Origin of the sequence: Amycolatopsis melonis (assembly GCF_040064235.1) — a bacterium.
GTDB lineage: Bacteria > Actinomycetota > Actinomycetes > Mycobacteriales > Pseudonocardiaceae > Amycolatopsis > Amycolatopsis melonis.
On sequence record NZ_JBDZYD010000014.1, the window covers coordinates 74,905 to 91,533 of the forward strand.

The 16,629-nt window shown below is 72.4% G+C and carries 18 protein-coding genes; 10 read left to right on the forward strand and 8 right to left on the reverse strand.

The window, feature by feature from the left end:
- Window positions 1–21: 21 nt before the first annotated feature.
- Window positions 22–1,452 carry a radical SAM protein gene (locus ABJI51_RS33430; protein WP_348955075.1) on the reverse strand — a complete coding sequence of 477 codons (1,431 nt, stop codon included), beginning with the start codon at window positions 1,450–1,452 and terminating at the stop codon, window positions 22–24.
- Window positions 1,452–4,025, reverse strand: coding sequence for a glycosyltransferase (locus ABJI51_RS33435; RefSeq protein WP_348955076.1), 2,574 nt, complete (start codon window positions 4,023–4,025; stop codon window positions 1,452–1,454). The genes ABJI51_RS33430 and ABJI51_RS33435 overlap by 1 nt, the downstream gene beginning before the upstream one ends.
- A gap of 113 nt (window positions 4,026–4,138) precedes the next feature.
- Between ABJI51_RS33435 and ABJI51_RS33440 the strand changes: the two genes are divergently transcribed.
- From ABJI51_RS33440 to ABJI51_RS33455, 4 genes are all read left to right on the forward strand, one after another.
- Window positions 4,139–5,230: a sensor histidine kinase gene (locus ABJI51_RS33440; protein WP_348955077.1), complete on the forward strand. Its 1,092-nt coding sequence runs from the start codon at window positions 4,139–4,141 to the stop codon at window positions 5,228–5,230.
- Window positions 5,227–5,880: a response regulator gene (locus ABJI51_RS33445; RefSeq protein ID WP_348955078.1), complete on the forward strand. Its 654-nt coding sequence runs from the start codon at window positions 5,227–5,229 to the stop codon at window positions 5,878–5,880. Before ABJI51_RS33440 ends, ABJI51_RS33445 begins: the two co-directional genes overlap by 4 nt.
- A 96-nt stretch (window positions 5,881–5,976) precedes the next feature.
- Window positions 5,977–6,366, forward strand: coding sequence for a hypothetical protein (locus tag ABJI51_RS33450; RefSeq protein WP_348955079.1), 390 nt, complete (start codon window positions 5,977–5,979; stop codon window positions 6,364–6,366).
- 2 nt (window positions 6,367–6,368) lie between these two features.
- Window positions 6,369–7,718 carry a DJ-1/PfpI family protein gene (locus ABJI51_RS33455; protein WP_348955080.1) on the forward strand — a complete coding sequence of 450 codons (1,350 nt, stop codon included), beginning with the start codon at window positions 6,369–6,371 and terminating at the stop codon, window positions 7,716–7,718.
- Here the strand turns inward: ABJI51_RS33455 and ABJI51_RS33460 are convergent.
- Both ABJI51_RS33460 and ABJI51_RS33465 read right to left on the reverse strand, forming a co-directional pair.
- On the reverse strand, window positions 7,648–8,970 hold the full coding sequence (locus ABJI51_RS33460; RefSeq protein ID WP_348955081.1) for a cytochrome P450: 1,323 nt from the start codon (window positions 8,968–8,970) through the stop codon (window positions 7,648–7,650). The two genes, ABJI51_RS33455 and ABJI51_RS33460, sit on opposite strands and share 71 nt — an antisense overlap.
- Window positions 8,971–9,009: 39 nt before the next feature.
- Entirely contained in the window at window positions 9,010–9,354 is a 345-nt protein-coding gene (locus tag ABJI51_RS33465) for a hypothetical protein (RefSeq protein WP_348955082.1), read from the reverse strand.
- A 149-nt stretch (window positions 9,355–9,503) separates the two neighbouring features.
- Here ABJI51_RS33465 and ABJI51_RS33470 point away from each other — a divergent pair, with 149 nt between their 5' ends.
- The 3 genes from ABJI51_RS33470 (at window position 9,504) to ABJI51_RS33480 (ending at window position 11,972) form a co-directional block, all read left to right on the forward strand.
- Entirely contained in the window at window positions 9,504–10,769 is a 1,266-nt protein-coding gene (locus tag ABJI51_RS33470) for a cation:proton antiporter domain-containing protein (protein ID WP_348955083.1), read from the forward strand.
- 86 nt (window positions 10,770–10,855) lie between these two features.
- Window positions 10,856–11,038 carry a CsbD family protein gene (locus tag ABJI51_RS33475; RefSeq protein WP_348955084.1) on the forward strand — a complete coding sequence of 61 codons (183 nt, stop codon included), beginning with the start codon at window positions 10,856–10,858 and terminating at the stop codon, window positions 11,036–11,038.
- 67 nt (window positions 11,039–11,105) lie between these two features.
- Window positions 11,106–11,972: an alpha/beta fold hydrolase gene (locus ABJI51_RS33480; protein WP_348955321.1), complete on the forward strand. Its 867-nt coding sequence runs from the start codon at window positions 11,106–11,108 to the stop codon at window positions 11,970–11,972.
- 1 nt (window position 11,973) lies between these two features.
- Here the strand turns inward: ABJI51_RS33480 and ABJI51_RS33485 are convergent, their stop codons facing one another.
- Window positions 11,974–12,753, reverse strand: a complete 780-nt coding sequence (locus ABJI51_RS33485) for an SDR family NAD(P)-dependent oxidoreductase (protein WP_348955085.1) — start codon at window positions 12,751–12,753, stop codon at window positions 11,974–11,976.
- A gap of 102 nt (window positions 12,754–12,855) precedes the next feature.
- Between ABJI51_RS33485 and ABJI51_RS33490 the strand changes: the two genes are divergently transcribed.
- Entirely contained in the window at window positions 12,856–13,692 is an 837-nt protein-coding gene (locus tag ABJI51_RS33490) for a helix-turn-helix transcriptional regulator (RefSeq protein WP_348955086.1), read from the forward strand.
- Here ABJI51_RS33490 and ABJI51_RS33495 read toward each other — a convergent pair.
- Window positions 13,689–14,240 (reverse strand): dihydrofolate reductase family protein, encoded by a 552-nt coding sequence (locus ABJI51_RS33495; RefSeq protein WP_348955087.1) that lies wholly within the window; start codon window positions 14,238–14,240, stop codon window positions 13,689–13,691. The two genes, ABJI51_RS33490 and ABJI51_RS33495, sit on opposite strands and share 4 nt — an antisense overlap.
- Window positions 14,241–14,302: 62 nt before the next feature.
- Between ABJI51_RS33495 and ABJI51_RS33500 the strand changes: the two genes are divergently transcribed.
- Entirely contained in the window at window positions 14,303–14,515 is a 213-nt protein-coding gene (locus tag ABJI51_RS33500) for a DUF2795 domain-containing protein (RefSeq protein ID WP_348955088.1), read from the forward strand.
- Between the two features lie 171 nt (window positions 14,516–14,686).
- Window positions 14,687–15,253, forward strand: a complete 567-nt coding sequence (locus tag ABJI51_RS33505) for a cysteine hydrolase family protein (protein ID WP_348955089.1) — start codon at window positions 14,687–14,689, stop codon at window positions 15,251–15,253.
- A gap of 94 nt (window positions 15,254–15,347) precedes the next feature.
- On the opposite strand, the gene ABJI51_RS33510 is transcribed toward ABJI51_RS33505, so the two are convergent.
- Both ABJI51_RS33510 and ABJI51_RS33515 read right to left on the reverse strand, forming a co-directional pair.
- Complete coding sequence (locus ABJI51_RS33510) at window positions 15,348–15,680, reverse strand: antibiotic biosynthesis monooxygenase family protein (protein WP_348955090.1); 333 nt, start codon at window positions 15,678–15,680, stop codon at window positions 15,348–15,350.
- Between the two features lie 44 nt (window positions 15,681–15,724).
- Window positions 15,725–16,627: a serine hydrolase gene (locus tag ABJI51_RS33515; RefSeq protein WP_348955091.1), complete on the reverse strand. Its 903-nt coding sequence runs from the start codon at window positions 16,625–16,627 to the stop codon at window positions 15,725–15,727.
- Between the last annotated feature and the right edge of the window lie 2 nt (window positions 16,628–16,629).

Consider the following 16,629-nt stretch of genomic DNA (forward strand, 5'->3'; position numbering starts at 1 on the left):
TGTCACCCGATGCAGTGATCTTCAGAACTCGGTGGTGATGATCGCCTCGACGAGCACCTCGCCGGCCGGGGTCAGCTCGACGGTGTCCGCGCCCAGCCGGACCAGTCCACGCTCGGCCAGTGACCGGAACTTGCCCAGCCACGGCTCGGCGAACAGCGAACGTCCGGGAAACCGCGCCCGGTGCACGGAATCCCGCACCGGCTGCAACGTCGTGAGCGCCATCTTCACCGCCCGTGCTTCCTGCGCTTCGGGCGTGAACCGCGTCGCCGAACCCAGCGGGATCCGGCCCGCGGCCACGGATTCGGCGTACCGCCGCGAGTTGACGTCGGTGATCGCCTCGGACGCGCGGCAGCTGGAGCTGCCACCCAGCCCGATCGCCACCTCCGGCTCCTGCCGATCCTGGTCGACCATAATGGACTTCCACTTCTCGGGACCGAGACCGTCACGGGCGAAGTACATCGTCGGGTGCTCGGTGTAGCCCGCCGCGCGCAGGCCTTCGGTGAGCAGCTCCCGCATCTGGTACTGCTCGCCGAGCGTCGGCCAGCGGTGGCCGTCGCGGACCAGCTTGTCCCGATAGGACGGCAGCTGCCACGCCGCGGGCTTCTCGCCGGTGACGCCGGTGCGGGTGTCGCTGTAGGACGCCAGGTGCAGCTTCGTGCACACCACCGCCGTGACTTCGTTCTCCAGCACGACGTCCAGGTCGCGGCGCACGCTGCCGACGGTCTGGTCGAGCAGGCCGTACATGAGGTCGATGCTGACCCACTCGAACCCGGCCGCGGTCGCGTTGCGGACGAAGTCGACGCACGTCTGCGCGGTGTGCTCGCGCCCGCACAGCCGCAGCACGTGGTCGTCGAACGACTGGACGCCGCTGGAGAGCTTGGTGCAGCCCAGTTCCCGTAGCAGGTCCAGCTTGGCCGGGGTGAACGTGCTCGGGTCGCCCTCGAACCGGATCGTGGTGTTCTCCGTGAACCCGAAGCGGGACCGGTAGAACTCCAGCAGCCGCCGGATCTCCGCCTCCGGCAGCAGCGACGGCGTGCCGCCGAAGACGTTGAACTCCCCGACCTCGGCGGAACGCAGGTTCGGCACGGCGTCGAGCCACAGCTGCGCCTCGCGGATGTTGAGGTCCACCCAGTCCGCGGCCTTCCCGATCCGGCCCTTCACCAGCACCACCGGGTACTGGCAGAACCGGCAGCGGTAGGCGCACGTCGGGATGTAGGACCACAGGTGGATCGGGCCGCAGGACGCCAGCTGCGCGTCCAGGTCCCGCAGGAACTCCTCCGGCGTGCCGGGGACGTTGCCCGGGAACACGTGCGCCCCGAACGGGTCCTCCCGCACGAACTCCAGCAGGTGCCGGTTCTCCGGTGCTTCGAGGACGTCGAGCACCGCGGGCCGCGGCCACGCGGGGTCGAGCACGTGCAGTGAGCCGACGGCCTCTTCGTAGGCGAGCGTCATCAGAACACCCCTCCGTTGCCGAAGTAGTCGTGTGCCTCGCCGGATTCGCGGTCTTCGCAGTAGTAGCGGACGAACTCGGCGAACCGCCCGGGCGGGACCTTCGCCAGGCACGGCGGCAGCGGTGGCGGCTGGCCGATGTCCTCGCCGACGTGCCGGCGCAGGCAGGCGAACAGCTCGTCGGCGAACTCGAAGTACAGCCGGTACGACGGCGTCTTGTAGGCGTGGATCGGCGTGAAGTCGACGACGCGCATCTCGTCGCGGATATCGGCGATCCGCCGGGCCAGCCGGGCGGCGAGATCGGCGCCGAAGAACGCGATGACGGCGTCGTCCTCCAGGAGCGCCGGGGTCAGCAGCACCGGCAGAATCATGTTCTTCGGCGTGAAGTCCTTGATGGAGAACTCCCACGCCTGCCGGGCTTCGGCGGCGGTGAGGTCGGTCCGGACGGCCGGGGCCGCCGGGCGGATGTCGCGCATGACGATGGTGCCGCCGGACCCGTAGGCGCGGCCGGCGATCACCTCGTCGATGGCGTGGTCGACGCGCCGCGGGTTGATCTCGACCCGTGAGCGCGGCGCATACGTGATCGCGTCGCCGAGGCTGGCGACCTTGATCCCGAAGTCCCAGTCGTCGGACAGGTGGCTGACGAACTCGCCGTCCCGCAGCTGGTAGAAGATCTCGATGCCGCCGGCCCGCTCGTAGGCGTCGCGCTCGACGGCGAAACCCTTGCCGTCGGGAAAGCCGCCGAAGAGCGAGAACGTCACGGCGCGGCACCGGAGCGTCCGCTGGATGGCGTCCCACAGCCGCGGCCGCCCGGTGAAGTGGTCTTCGTTGTAGTAGTAGTCGCAGACGCCGATCGCGGCCTTGCTCGACTCCATCGCGGCGAACAGCTCGCTCAGCCAGCGCGCGTCGACCCGGCAGTCCGCGTCGGCCGAGACGAGGTAGAACCGCTCCCCCGGATCGCTGTCGGGCCGGTTGCGGCTGCGCGCCGCGGCGAAGTCCATGCCCGCCCGCCGCGCGCACGACACGCCCTGCTCGGGCTCGTGGATGACGTGCAGCGCGAGGTCGGGATGCCGCGCGGCGAAGGAGCGGGCGAGGTCGACGGTGTCGTCGGTGGAGTTGTTGTCGACCAGCACGACCTCGTACCGGCTCCTGTCGATGCCCTGCTGGTCGTACAGCGTGCCGAGGACTTCCCGCAGGTTCGCGGCCTCGTTGTAGACGGGCAGCACGACGCTCAGCCGCGTCCCGGCGCCCATCGGCGGCGGATACAGCCGGTCGACGCGCTCGTCGACCACCCGCGTGCCGAACACCGCCCGCCCGAGTTCGGAGTTCACCCGCACCACGTCCGCTCGTCTCCTCTCGTCGGTGATCAGCTCGGCGACTTCGCGGGCGAACGCGGCGTCCGGCAGGTCGCGGGCCCGGATGTCGAGCACCGGTGCCCGGAACCCCTTGCTGCCGTAGACGACGTCGTACAGCTCGTACCCGCTGGTGAGGTACGGCGTCCCCGACGCGATCGCTTCGCTGATCGGGTTGCCGTAACTCTCGTAGTCGTAGGAGGTCAGAAAGGACACGGCCGTCGCGTGCGCGAGCAGGTCGCGCACCGAGTAGCGGCCGGGAACGGCCGTGTCGTACGGCGTCAGCCAGCCGCCGAACACGACGCGGTCGCGCACGCCGAGCCGGTCCGCGAGGGCGGTGAGCCGGGCGTGCTCGGCCGGGGCCTCGCCGGTGTCGCCCGCGACGAACAGCCAGGCACCCGGCAACAGGGCGAGGAGGTGGAGGTCCCGGTCGAGCCGCTTCTGCGGAATGATCCGGGTGATCCGGGCCAGCAGCGGGACGTCGGCGGGAATGCCGTGGTCGCGCCGGAAACCGGCGTTGCCGTTGTCGATCCGGGCCGGCTCGATGGTGAACGCGTTGGGCAGGACGTCGAGGTTCGCCAGTCCCGGCACCCAGTCCAGCGTCCGGGCCTTCGCCTGCTCGTGCAGCGCGAAGTAGTGGATGTGCGGGGAATTGCGCGGTGCGGGGATGCCCGGGTACGGGAACCGGCCGTACTTGGCGATCCCGGGTTCGCTCTGCCACATGAGGTCGTGGTCGCGCCAGAACACGAAGCGCCCCAGCCGGTGCCGCGCGCCGTAGCGGTCGATCGCGCGGTACAGCGCTTCGGTGTAGGCGATGTTCTCCGGCAGGGTGCCGTTCTCGACCATCACCATCGTGACGCCCCGGCGTTCCCAGGTCGCCAGGATCTTCCCGGCCAGTGCGCCGGCGACGCGGTCGACCTCCGGGCGCAGGGTCTCGTCGCCGTCCTGGACGACCTCGCGCAGCACCCGGACGGCGAACGCGCTGTCGTAGCCGGGGATCTCCCCGACGTCCTCGACGCGGTCGAGGGTGACCCACTCCGGGAGCAGCTGGGCTTCGTCGCGGTAGGGACGGAAGAAGGCGCCCTTGTCGGCCTTGATGTCGTAGCCGAGGTCGAGGTGGACCCGGTGGCCGCGGGCGGCGAACCGGCGGGCCGTCTTGAGGAACTCGACCACGACCCCTGACAGCGGAGTGGCGTCGAACGACACGCCCCAGAGCACTGACATCGATGTCATCCCCCCGCATCGGCTTCGCCGTCGGTTCCAGCGTAAGCGCGGGGACGCCGGACGGCCGCGCGAACAGGTTGACCGCGGCCGCCCGGAGGCTCCAGAGTGACCGCATGAACCGGGCTCTCGCGGTGCTGACCTGCGGCGCCTTCCTCTCCGTCGTGCTCGGGGTCCTCGGTTCCGGGGAGCCCGTGCTCTCCCTCGTGCTGGGCGCCGTCTTCACGGCGTTCGCCACGCTGGGGTTCGGCTGGGTGCGCGGCCGCGGCCGGATCGGCTGGCCTGCCGGGTACGTCGCCGTCCAGCTGCCGCTCGCCTTCGTCATCTTCTCCCTCAATCCCGGCGTCGGGGCGACGCTGTTCCTCGTCGTGCTGGTCAGCCAGTGCGTGCTGCTGCGGCTGCCGCTGCCGGTCGTGGCGCTGGTGATCGCCGTGATCCCGCTCGTGCACCTCGGGATGTCACTGGGCGAAGGCTTGCGCGAAGGCCTCGGCACCCTCGTTTCGGTGCTGTTCGCCGCGGTCATCACCGAACTGCTGCTGCGCGAACAGCGGTCGCGCACCGAACTGGCCGAGGCGCACGCGAAGCTGCGCGACTACGCCGCCCAGGCCGAACGGCTCGCCACCGCGCAGGAACGCAACCGCGTCGCCCGCGACATCCACGACGGGCTCGGCCATTCGCTCACCGTCGTCCAGATGCAGGTCAAGGCCGCGCGGGCGGTGCTGCCCACCGATCCCGGCAAGGCCGACGAGGTACTGGCGAAAGCACAGGCACAGGCGGAAACCGCGCTCGCCGAGGTGCGGCGGTCGGTGCGGGAGCTGCGGGAACCGCGGTCGACGCCGCTGCCGGATGCGCTGCGGGCACTGGCCGACGAGACGTCCGCGGCCGGGGTCCCGGCGCGGCTGTCGGTCTCCGGCACCGAACGTCCGCTGCCCGAGGAGCACCGCGAAGCGCTCTACCGGGCGGCGCAGGAAGGCCTCACCAACGTCCGCAAGCACGCCGGTGCCGGGCAGGCGGACGTCGCCCTCGAATACGCCGAGTCGACCGTCCGGCTCTCGGTGCGCGACGACGGCAACGGCACCACCGCCGGGACCACGACCGGTTTCGGCCTGGTGGGCCTGCGCGAACGCGCCGAGCACCTCGGCGGGACACTGGCCTTCACCTCGCGCCCCGGACAGGGCAGCGCCCTGAGCATGGAGATCCCCGGATGACCCCGGTCCGCGTCCTGCTGGTCGACGACCAGGCCCTCTTCCGCGAAGCCCTCGCCACGCTGCTGGCGACGAACGACGGCATCACCGTCGTCGGCGAAGCGGGCAACGGCGACGAAGCGCTGAGCCGGGTCGCCGCGCTGGCCCCCGACGTCGTCCTGATGGACCTGCGCATGCCGGTGCTCGACGGGGTCGCCGCGACCCGACGCCTGCGCGCCGAGCACCCCGGGGTCCGGGTCATCGCGCTGACCACGTTCGACGACGACGAGGACGTCTTCGCCGCCCTGCGCGCGGGCGCGGTCGGGTACCTGCTCAAGGACGTCTCCTCGGCGCGGCTGGTCGAGGCGGTGCGGGCCGCCGCCCGCGGGGAGTCGGTGCTGCAGCCGTCGGTCGCGGCGAAGGTCGTCGCCCGGTTCGCGCAGCTGCCCGACACTCCGCAGCCGCGGCCGCAGCCGCTGGTCGTCCCGCTGTCCGAGCGCGAGCTGGACGTGCTGCGGCTGCTGGCAGGCGGCCGCAGCAACCGGGAGATCGCCGGCACGCTGTTCCTCGCCGAGGGCACGGTGAAGAACCACGTCACCAACGTGCTCGGCAAGCTCGGCGCCCGTGACCGCACCCAGGCCGCGCTGCGGGCGAGGGACCTCGGCCTGCTGTAGCCGCGGCAGACCATGACCTCGGTCATGACTTCCGGCACGGGGCAGCACGGCCGGAACGCGCGATGCTCGCTCCAGGAACAAACCTGGAGGGAAACCATGACCACCACCGCACCGGCGCGGACCACCGCCCGCAAGCTCGCCCGGTTCGCCGGCCACTACGCCGAAATGGTCGCCGCCATGCTCATCGGCATGGTGGCGCTCGGCCCGCTGTGGCCGTCCGCCTGGCTCGCACGCCCGGACGTCGAGGCACTCGTGATGGCCACGAACATGACCGTCGCGATGGTGCTCGCGATGGCCCTGCGCCGGCACTCGTGGCCGCGGATCGCCGAGATGGCCGCGGTGATGTACCTGCCGTTCGTGGCACTGCTCGTGCCGTACTGGCTGGGCGCGCTGTCCGGGACGGCCCTGATGGTCGCCGGGCACGTGATCATGTTCCCGCTCATGCTGGCCGCCATGGTGTGGCGCCGCGCGGAGTACTGGCACTGATCATGCGTGCCGTCCTGAAGTGGTTCGCGTTCGCCGTCGCCGTCCTCGCGGTGCCCGCCGTGGGTGCGGCCGTCTCCGCCGTCAGCGCGTTCGACGCGCTCTACGCCCCCGGCCCGCCACGGCCCGTCCCGGCCGCGGCACCGCCTGCCCACGACCCGGCCAAGCCGACCGCGGTGGTCGTCGTCGGCGACCACGGTGCGGTGGTCTCCGACGCGCTCGCGCCGTACGAGATCCTCGCCGCGACCGGCCGGTTCAACGTCTACACGGCCGCGCCGCACCGCGGCCCGAAACCGCTCACCGGCGGCCTGGACCTGGTGCCGGACTTCACCTTCGACGATCTCCCGGCGCCGGACCTCGTCGTCGTCCCCGCGCTGCCGGACGTCGACGAGGCCGGCAGCGAGCCGGTGAAGGCGTGGCTGCGCGCGCAGGCCGCCCGCGGCGCGAAGCTGCTGAGTGTCTGCAACGGCGGTGCCGTGCTGGCGTCGGCAGGCCTGCTCGACGGCCGCCCGGCCACCGCGCACTGGCTGAAGGTCGACACGTGGGCCGACCAGTACCCGGCCGTGCACTGGGTGCGTGGACAGCGGTTCGTCGACGACGGCACCGTCGTCACCACCGCCGGGATCCTGTCGGGCATCGACGGGACCCTGCACTGGGTCGAACGGCTGGCCGGGCGTGCGGTGGCGGCCGACGCGGCGGCGGCGATCGGCTGGCGGCGCTACGGCACGACGGTGCCGGTGACGCCACCGGCGTCGATGCCGGACGCGGCCGCGATCGTCAACGCGGCCTTCCGGTGGAACCCGGACCGCATCGGCGTGCTGCTGGCCGACGGCGTCGGCGAAGTCGAGCTGGCCTCGGTGTTCGACACCCAGGGCCAGTCGCTGACCTCGCGCACGCTCGCGGTGAGCGCCGGCGGCGGCCCGGTCCGCTCCCGGCACGGGCTGACGTTCCTGCCCCGCGCGGACCTGACCACCGCACCGGACCTGGACCGGCTGCTCGTGCCCGGCGCGACGCGCGGAGTCACGCCACCGCCCGGCGGACCGGCCCCGGAGTACGTCCACGACCGGCCCGGCTTCGCCTACGACACCGCGGTGAGCGGGCTGGCGCGCAGCACCGACGTCGCCACCGCCCGCTGGACGGCGAAGGTGCTGGAACTGCCGTCCGACGGAATCGCGTTCGAAGGGCGCGCCTGGCCGTGGCTGCCCACCGCGGTGCCGGTCGTGCTGATCCTGCTGGGCACGGCGATGCTCGTGGTGATCGTCCGGCTCAGGGCGGCTCGGCGGTTCAGTCCGGGAGCAGCCGCAGCCGCAGATGGAAGTTGTCCAAAGTGGCCGGAAGCGGGCGCTCCGGGCTGAGCACCGGGCCCGACGCCTGCTCGAAACCGTGGTGGCGCACCAGGTTCGCCAGCATCGTGCTCGCGCAGAACTGGACGAGGTCGCGTCCCGGGCACACCGCCGGGCCCGCGCTGAACGGGACCAGCGCCGGGTTCTCCGCCGCACGGCCGTCGAGCCAGAGGTCCGGGTCGAAGCGGTCCGCGTACGGCAGGTCCGCGTCGCGGTGGAAGAACGGCGCGAAGATCAGCACCGTCGTCCCCGCCGGGCCCCAGGAGGTCTCCTCCGTCGTCTCGCGCAGGATCATCGGCGTCGTCGGCCACAGGCGGACCGAGTCCAGCACGCACGCCCGCAGGTAGGCCAGCTGCTGGGGCTCCGCCGGGTCGGTGCCGCCGAGTTCCGCGCGGGCGCGGTCCATCGCCGCCGGGTGGGTGGCCAGCAGGGCCAGCGTCCGGAACGTCACCATGCCCGCCGCGTCGAAGGCGAACAGCCCGTGCGCGACCTGGTCGGGCGCGTCGACCTCGTCGTCCGCGCCCAGCTCGGCGATGACCGCCGCGAGGCTGCCGGGCTCGGCGCGGCCGAGGTGCGCGGTCAGCCGCTCGCGGAACTGCGCCCGCAGCTGCTTGCGCTTCGGGTGCAGGTACGCCCAGTTCGCGTCGAGCCGCAGCCGGGCCAGCAGGTCGGTGACCGTGTCGTCGTCCCGGGCGCCCGCGCCCAGCACCACGCGCCGGACCAGCCGCCACCACGCGACGTTGAACGCGTCCCAGCTCAGCTCGCCGTCGTGGGTCACCTCGCTGAGCAGGACCGCGGATTCCTCCGCGATGGCCTGGGCGAACGGCGCCGCCAGTTCGTGCAGGGGACGTCCCGGTTCCAGGACGGCTTCAGTGAACCGGCGCCGCGGACGGCGCTCGGCGGCGTCGGAAACCAGCACGCCGTGCGGCTGGAAGTGGCCCAGCGCGGCGCGTTTCTCCACTGTGGACGGACTGAACGGCACCGGGGACGCGGCCAGCACCGCGCCCGCGTCCTCTCCGGACAGTGCCAGTTCCACGGACCGGCCGGGGACACGCAGTTTCAGCGGCCGCGCGCCGTGCCGGTCACGCAGCTGCCGCAGCAGCCGGACGGCGGGCCGGTCGAACTGGAGCTTCCCGGCCACCGCCATCGCCGCCGGGCGGCGCTTGATCACCCCGCCCAGCAGGGCCGGCAGCGCCACTTCGGCCGCGACCCGGACCGTATCGGCCACGGAAGCGGTCTCGGTCTTCCCCTGAGTGGACGTCATACCGCCCGGCTACCCGCGGAAACACGCGCGGAAACACGCTCAGCCACGCAGCGCGACGTTCAGCACATCCCCCGCGTGGTCCAGGCAGTCCACGCAGATCACCGCGTCCCGCGCCGCGCAGTCGACCCGCAGCAGCGGGCGCCGCAGGCCCAGGAACGTCCGCCGCTCACGGCGGCCACAGAAGTCGCAGACGGCGGCCAGTGGGGACGTCACCGCCGCCAGGACGTCGCCTGCCGGTGTCTCCCGGTCCGCGCCGTCGCGGGCGACCCGCAGACCGGCCCGGACGCAGTCCACGCAGATCGGCCCGCCCCTGCCGGGCACCCGTGGATCCCGCCGCCTGCCGCAGAACCGGCACGGCGCACCGGCCCCGTTCGTCGCCGTCACCGCGGCCTCCTCACGGTTTCGCCGCTCGCGCGCCGGGAATCCCGTTCCCGGCGCACCTCTCCCGGCCACGCTACTCCCGCGCCGGGCCCCGGGCCGAGCACGGTGCGCCCAGCGGACCCGGACTCGCGCCCGGCAGCCAGGAGGTGACCTTGTCGTCGTTGACCGTGTTGTTCGGCGTGGCGGGCCTGCTCGCGCTCGCCGCGGCGATCGTGCCCAAGCTGGTCGCCGACCGGCCGTTCTCCGTGCCGCTGGTGATGCTCGCCGCCGGGATCGTGCTGGGCCTGCTGCCGCTGCCGTCGCCCTACGGCGGCGGCTGGAGCGACCCCGCGGCGCACCTGCACGGCGTGGAATCCTTTGCGCAGCTGGGCATGCTGGTCGCGCTCGCCGGGGCGGGCCTGTCCGTCGACCGCCCGGTCGGCCTGCGGAAGTGGGGGTCGACGTGGCGGCTGCTCGGCATCACCATGCCGCTGTCGATCCTGGCGATCGCGCTGCTGGGGTCCTGGTGGCTCGCGCTGGCCCCCGGCGTCGCGTTGCTGCTGGCCGCGGCACTGGCGCCGACGGACCCGGTGCTGGCGGGCGACATCGGCGTACCGCATCCCGACGTCGAGCCGGAACTGGCCAGGGACAACGAAATCCGCTTCACGCTCACCACCGAAGCCGGGCTCAACGACGGCCTCGCCATGCCGTTCGTCCTGCTGGGCCTGGCCCTCACGGCCGGCGCGCCCCGCCTGGATCTCTCGTGGGTGCTGGTGGACCTGCTGCTGCCGGTGGTGATCGGCGGGGTGGTCGGGCTCGCGGCCGGGCGGCTGCTCGGCTGGGCGATCTTCCGCGCGCCGTCGGACCGGCTCCGGCTGGCCGAGTACGCCGACGGGCTGGTCCTGCTGGCGCTGGCGTTCCTGCCCTACGCGCTCGCGGAACTCTGTCACGGCAACGGTTTCGTCGCCGTGTTCGTCGCCGCGGTCGCGGTCCGGACGCAGGAGCGCGAGCACGAGTACCACGGCGTCCTCCACGCGTTCGGCCACCAGCTGGAACGGCTGTTCGTCCCGCTCGCACTGCTGGGGCTCGGGCTGGCGATCGGCGACGGCCTGCTGCGCGGGCTGCGGCCGCTGGAGGTGGTGCTCGCGGTCGTCGCGGTGCTCGTCGTCCGGCCGGTGTTCGGCTGGCTTTCCCTGCTCGGCGCGCCCTCCCCCGGGCGGTGGGCCACCACGGCGATCGCGTTCTTCGGCGTCCGCGGCATCGGCACGCTCTTCTACCTGGCCTACGCGCTCAACCAGTTCCCGGTGCCGCAGCAGGACGTGCTGTGGCGGGTCGGTGCCCTTGCCGTCGCCGTGTCGGTCGTCGTGCACGGCATCCTCGCCGAGCCGGCCATCCAGCGGATCGAGCGCGAGGGCGGTCATCTGCCCGCCGATGTGTAGGCCGCGGCCGAGTGGGTATCAGCGTGTCAAGGCCCTTTTGGCGACAGGCCGATCCGGAAATGTCGCCGCAACGGAAGGTGCACTCAATGAACGACAAACTCGAGAACAAGGGCGAAGAGCTCAAGGGCCGGGCCAAGGAAGCCGTCGGCGACGCCACCGACAACGAGCAGTGGCAGGCCGAGGGCAAGTCCGAACAGGCCAAGGGCTCGCTCAAGCAGGCAGGCGAGAAGATCAAGGACGCCGTGAAGGGCGTCACCGACAAGAACTGACCCGTCTCCCGCTGCCGCGCCCCGGGTTTCCGGGGTGCGGCAGCGTGCGCACGTCTGGGGGTACTGCGTGTTCGAAGGCTTCACGCTCGACCGGGTCGACGTCGGTGAGGTGACGCTGCGGGTCCGCCACGGCGGGTCCGGCCCGCCGCTCCTGCTGCTGCACGGCCATCCGCGCACGCACACGACGTGGCACCGGGTCGCGCCCCTGCTCGCGGAGAAGTTCACCGTGGTGTGCCCGGACACCCGCGGCTACGGCGAGTCGAGCAAGCCGCCGACCGACACGGACCACACGCCCTACAGCAAGCGCGTCATGGCCGCGGACTGCGTCGCGCTGATGCGGCATCTCGGGCACGACAGCTTCTTCGTCGCCGGACACGACCGCGGCGCGTACGTCGCGACGCGCCTGGCACTCGATCACCCGTCCGTGGTCCGCGGCACGGCGATCCTCGACGCCGTCCCGATCGGGGACGCCCTGGCCCGCTGCGACGCGCGGTTCGCGCAGGAGTGGTGGCACTGGTTCTTCTTCGCCCAGCCGGACAAGCCCGAGCGGGCGATCAACGCCGACCCCGACGCCTGGTACAACGTCGGCACGAAGAACACGCCCGAACGGCTCGGCGAGGAGAACTTCGCCGACTTCCACCGCGCGATCCACGATCCGGCCACCGTCGCGGCGATGCTGGAGGACTACCGGGCGGGGCTCGGCGTCGACCGCGCCCACGACGACGCCGACCGGGCCGCCGGACGGCGGATCACCTGCCCGGTGCTGGTGCTGTGGTCCAGCGACGACGACATGGAGGAGCTCTACGGCGACGTCCTGGCCGTGTGGCGCCCGTGGGCGGCCGACCTGCGCGGGCACGCGATCAAGTCCGGGCACCACGTCGCCGAGGAGAACCCCGGGGACCTCGCAGCCGCGCTGAGCGAGTTCTTCGGCTGACTCAGCGGTCCCGGTAGCGCGACGCCAGCTGCGGGCTCTGCCCGCCGAAGGCGGCGAGGTCGGCCCGGAAGACGGCGTCGAGCAGGCCGGTGTCCTCGACCCCGGGCGCGGTGACGACCTCGCCGAGTTCGAAGCCGCGCAGGGAGGCGGTGACGACGTCGGCGGCGGACATCCGCGGCACCGCGCTCAGGTCGAGGCCCTGGCGCTCGTGGAACTCGGTGGCGACCACGCCGGGGCACAGCACCTGGACCCGGACGCCGGTCCCGTCGAGTTCGGCGCCGAGCGTCTGGGACAGGGCGACGAGGTAGGCCAGCGAGCCCGCGTAGACGGCCCGGCGCGGCTGCACGGACTTGTCCGCGGGACCGCTGAAGGCGATCATCCCGGCGACGTTGACGATCCTTCCCGTGCCGCGGTCCAGCATGCCGCCGACCGCCGCGCGGGTGAGCAGGGTGGGGGCGGCGACCTTGACGTGCACGAGTTCACGCGCCTTGTCCGCGGGCAGCTCGGCCAGCGGCATGTAGTGGGCGACACCGGCGTTGTTGACGAGCATGGTCAGCGGCTCGGCCGCACAGAGCGCGGCGAGGGTGTCGACGCCGTGGCCGGTGGCGAGGTCGGCGGCCACGGTCCGGACGTCGACATCGGGGTGGGCGGCGGCGAACTCGTCGAGCCGGTCCTGGCGGCGGCCGGTGACGATGAGGTCGTAGCCGTCCGCGGCGAGGCGTTCGGCGAAGGCGCGGCCGATGCCGGAGGTGGCGCCGGTGACGAGGGCGAGCTGGTTCATGGGTACCACCCTCGGCCGGGAACGCGGCGGCAGGAAGCGGACCGGTCTTCCTGGGACCGGCAGTACCAGGACAATCCGCGGCCGGGCTTGCACAATCGAGGCATGGCGACCACCGCACTCGGCACGGCACTGCGGCACTGGCGCGACCGCGTCTCCCCCGAGGCCGCCGGCCTGCCCGCGGGCGGCCGCCGCCGTGCCGCCGGGCTGCGCCGCGAGGAACTGGCCCAGCTGGCGGGCATCTCGGCCGACTACGTCATCCGGCTCGAACAGGGCCGCGCCACCAGCCCGTCGGCCCAGGTCGTGGAGGCACTGGCCCGCGCGCTGCGGCTCACCGCGGACGAACGCGCCCACCTGTTCCGCCTGGCCGGGCTGCACCCGCCGGGTCCCGGCACGGTCCCGCGGCACATCACGCCCGGCGTCCACCGCATGCTGGACCGGCTGTCAGGCACGCCCGTGGCGGTCTTCGACGCGGCGTGGAACCAGCTGCTGGCCAACCCGCTGTACACGGCGCTGATGGGCGAATGGCGCGGCAGGGACCTCAACGGGGTCTGGCGCAATTTCGTCACGCGGGACAGCCGGGTCCGCCAGACCCCGGAGTCGCGGGGCGCGCTGCAGGAGGCGCTGGTCGCGGACCTGCGCCGCACCGCGGACCGGTACCCGGCCGACCAGGCCCTGCGTGCGCTGGTCGCGGATCTGCGGCGACACAGCGCCCGGTTCGCGCAGCTGTGGGACTCGGGCGCCGTCGCCGCCCACGATTCCGGCCGCAAGACGATCGACCACCCGCAGATCGGCCCGCTGACGCTGGACTGCGACGTCCTCGGCGTGGCGGGCAGCGACCTGCGCATGATGGTGTACACGGCCGAGCCCGGCAGCGCCGACGCCGACCGCCTGGCGCTGCTGGGCGTCGTCGGAACGCAGTCGCTGGACGTGGCGGGCTAGGTCACCGGCTCGTACCGCAGCACCACCGCGCCCGAGCCCAGCTCCGCCCGGTCCACCAGCTTCAGGTCGACGTACTCGGCCAGTCCGGCGAACACCGACGGCCCGTGGCCCGCCAGCCGGGGATGCACCACGAACTCGTACTCGTCGATCAGCCCCCGTTCCGCCAGCGCCAGCGGCAGCCGCACACCGCCGAGGAGGATGCCCCGGCCCGGCTCCCGCTTGAGCCGGCGGACGGCGTCGGCCAGGTCGCCGCGCAGAAGTTCGGCGTTCCAGTCGACGTGCTCCAGCGTGCTCGACACGACGTACTTCTTCGCGTCGTTGATCAGCCGGACGAACGGGTCCTGGTCGCCCGGCTGCCCCCGGAATCCCGCTTCCATCAGCTCGTAGGTGCCCCGGCCGTAGAGGAGCGCGTCGGCGCGCCCGAGGTTCCCGGCGAAGTAGTGGTGCAGTTCTTCGCCGGCGGGGATGACCCGGTGGTCGCAGCAGCCGTCCAGCGTGACGTTGATCGAGTACCGGAGGGGCCGCGTCGCTTCGTCGCGTGTGCTCACCGCGTCACCCTACGGGGCGATCGCCGGGTTTCCGTCCCGGCGCGGCCGGGTATCCGGCGGGTATGGCTGAACCGGACCGAACCAGTCTCGAAGAGCACTTGGCCGGCGCCGAGTACCCGTGCGGCCGCGACGAACTCCTGCGCCGCGCGGCCGCGGCCGGCGGCGGCGACTCCGTGCTGGGTTCGCTGGGCGGGCTGCCCGGCGAGGACCGCTACGAGAACTTCGACGCCGTGTGGGAAGCGGTGTCGGCCAAGCACATCGGCGGGGCACCCTAGCTTCCCGTGAGCTGAAAGGCGCTTTCGTCTCATCCGGCGCGGCGAAAGGGACTTTCGTCGCGCCGGACGCCAGGAAAGTCCCTTTCAGCCCAGCCCCACGCGACTCGACACCGGCCCTCGGCCTCCCGTGCTCGCGGAAAATTGTCGGTGCCCGGCGCTAGGGTCGTCGCCATGACCACACTGACCGACCGCCCGCACACCGCCCTGCTCGTCATCGACGTGCAGAACGGCGTGATGCAGGCGTCCGTGAACTCCGAACCCGTCATCGCCAACATCGCGTCCCTGGTGGAGAAGGCCCGCGCATCGGGCACCGACGTGGTGTGGGTCCAGCACTCCGACGACGGCCTGCCACGGGGCAGCGAAACGTGGGAGTACGTGCCGGAGCTGGTGCGCCGCGAGGGAGAGCCCCTGGTGCACAAGGAGTACGGCGATTCGTTCGAGGACACCGACCTGGAGGAAGTACTGGCGGCACGCGGGATCGGCAGCCTGGTGGTGGCCGGAGCCCAGACGGACATGTGCATCCGCTCGACCCTGCACGGCGCGCTCGCGCGGGGTTACGACGCGACACTGGTGTCCGACGCGCACACGACGGAGGACATGACGGAGTACGGGGCGCCATCGCCGGAGCAGGTCGTCGCGCACACGAACCTGTACTGGCACCACCAGCGGGTCCCTGGCCGCAAGGCGGGCACGGTGAAGACGGCGGAGGTGGAGTTCCCGGTGGCGGCGCGGGCCTGAGCCGGGTCCGGTGGCGTGAGTGGTCACCCGGTGACCACGCACCACCGGCGAGCGCGCTCGGGTTGGCCTTCGGCCGGCGCTTCGCCGAGTACGGCTACGCGTGCCGGTCGAAGCCGTACGCGCGCTCCACTTTGGCCACTTCGATGTGGTAGTTCGCGTACCACTGCTCGCGACCGCGCCGCTGGGCTTCGAGGTGCTCAGGGTGCTGCTGCCACGCCGTGATCGACTCGGCGTCGCGGTAGTAGAGCACCGTCAGCTCGCGGCCGCCGGCGTCGGTGCGGGACTCGCGGCCGAGGTAGCCCGGCTGGGCCCGGCCCAGCTCGGCCATCCGTGCGTCCATTTCGGCGTAGCCGTCGAGGTGATCGGCGTCGAGGGCGCTGGTGATGATCACCGCGTAGTACGGCGGTTCGGGTCTGGTGAAGGGCACTGCCCGAGCCTAATGCCGTTCGCCAAGCGGTTTTCCGGCGTTGCTCAGCCGCCGCGCAGGTGGTCGCGCAGGGCACGGGCGACGCGGGCCATCAGAACGTCGGCCTCGGGCTGGAGGACGGCGGGGACCCGCGACTCGGTGAGCGCCACGACCGCGAACATCCCGCCGTCGGCGTGCTCGACGACGCCTGCCTCGTGCCGGAGGTTGAGCAGTGTCCCGGTTTTCGACGACCACCGTGCGGCGTCCGACGCGAAATCGGGGGTCAGCCGGTGGCGGATCACGTTGTGCGCCATCAGCTCCCGCACCCCGGCGGCCACCGACGGATCGATCTTCGACGGCGTCCACAGGGCCTGGAGCAGGTCGAGCAGCGCCCGCGCGGACGCCGAGTTGGCGCGCGTGACGTCGAGCTGCGCGAGCCGGTGCCCCTGCCCGGCGGTGCCCGCACCGATGGCGAGCGCTTGCGCGAGGTCGGCTTCGCCGTGACCGAAGCGCTCGGCCGGGGTGTCGACGAGGTCGTGCATCAGATGCCGGACGGCAATGCCGGGAAGTCCCCAGGCTTCCAGCATCCGCGTGACATCGGCGGGCGGAGTGAGCCCGAAGAGGACGTCGGCGGCGGCACCATCGCTGAGGGAGGTGCTGAGGTACAGAAGGTCTTCGACGGCAATCCGCGCCGGATGCCGGAACCGGGTGAGCCCGATCGGCCCGGGCGTGGTGACCCCGCCGGGAGCAACCTCCAGCTGAGCCCCACCATCGAGTTCACCGCGGCGGATGCGTTCCAGCGTCGCGGCCGCGAGAGGAACCTTGACCAGCGACGCAATGGGATATTCGCGATCGGGATCGATCCCGAGTTCGGCACCGGACCGCAGGTCACGCACGAGAAAGGAGCCACGCAGCCCCCCATCGTCCAGTTCGGCCCGCAGGGCCCGGACCAACGCTTCGGCACTCACCG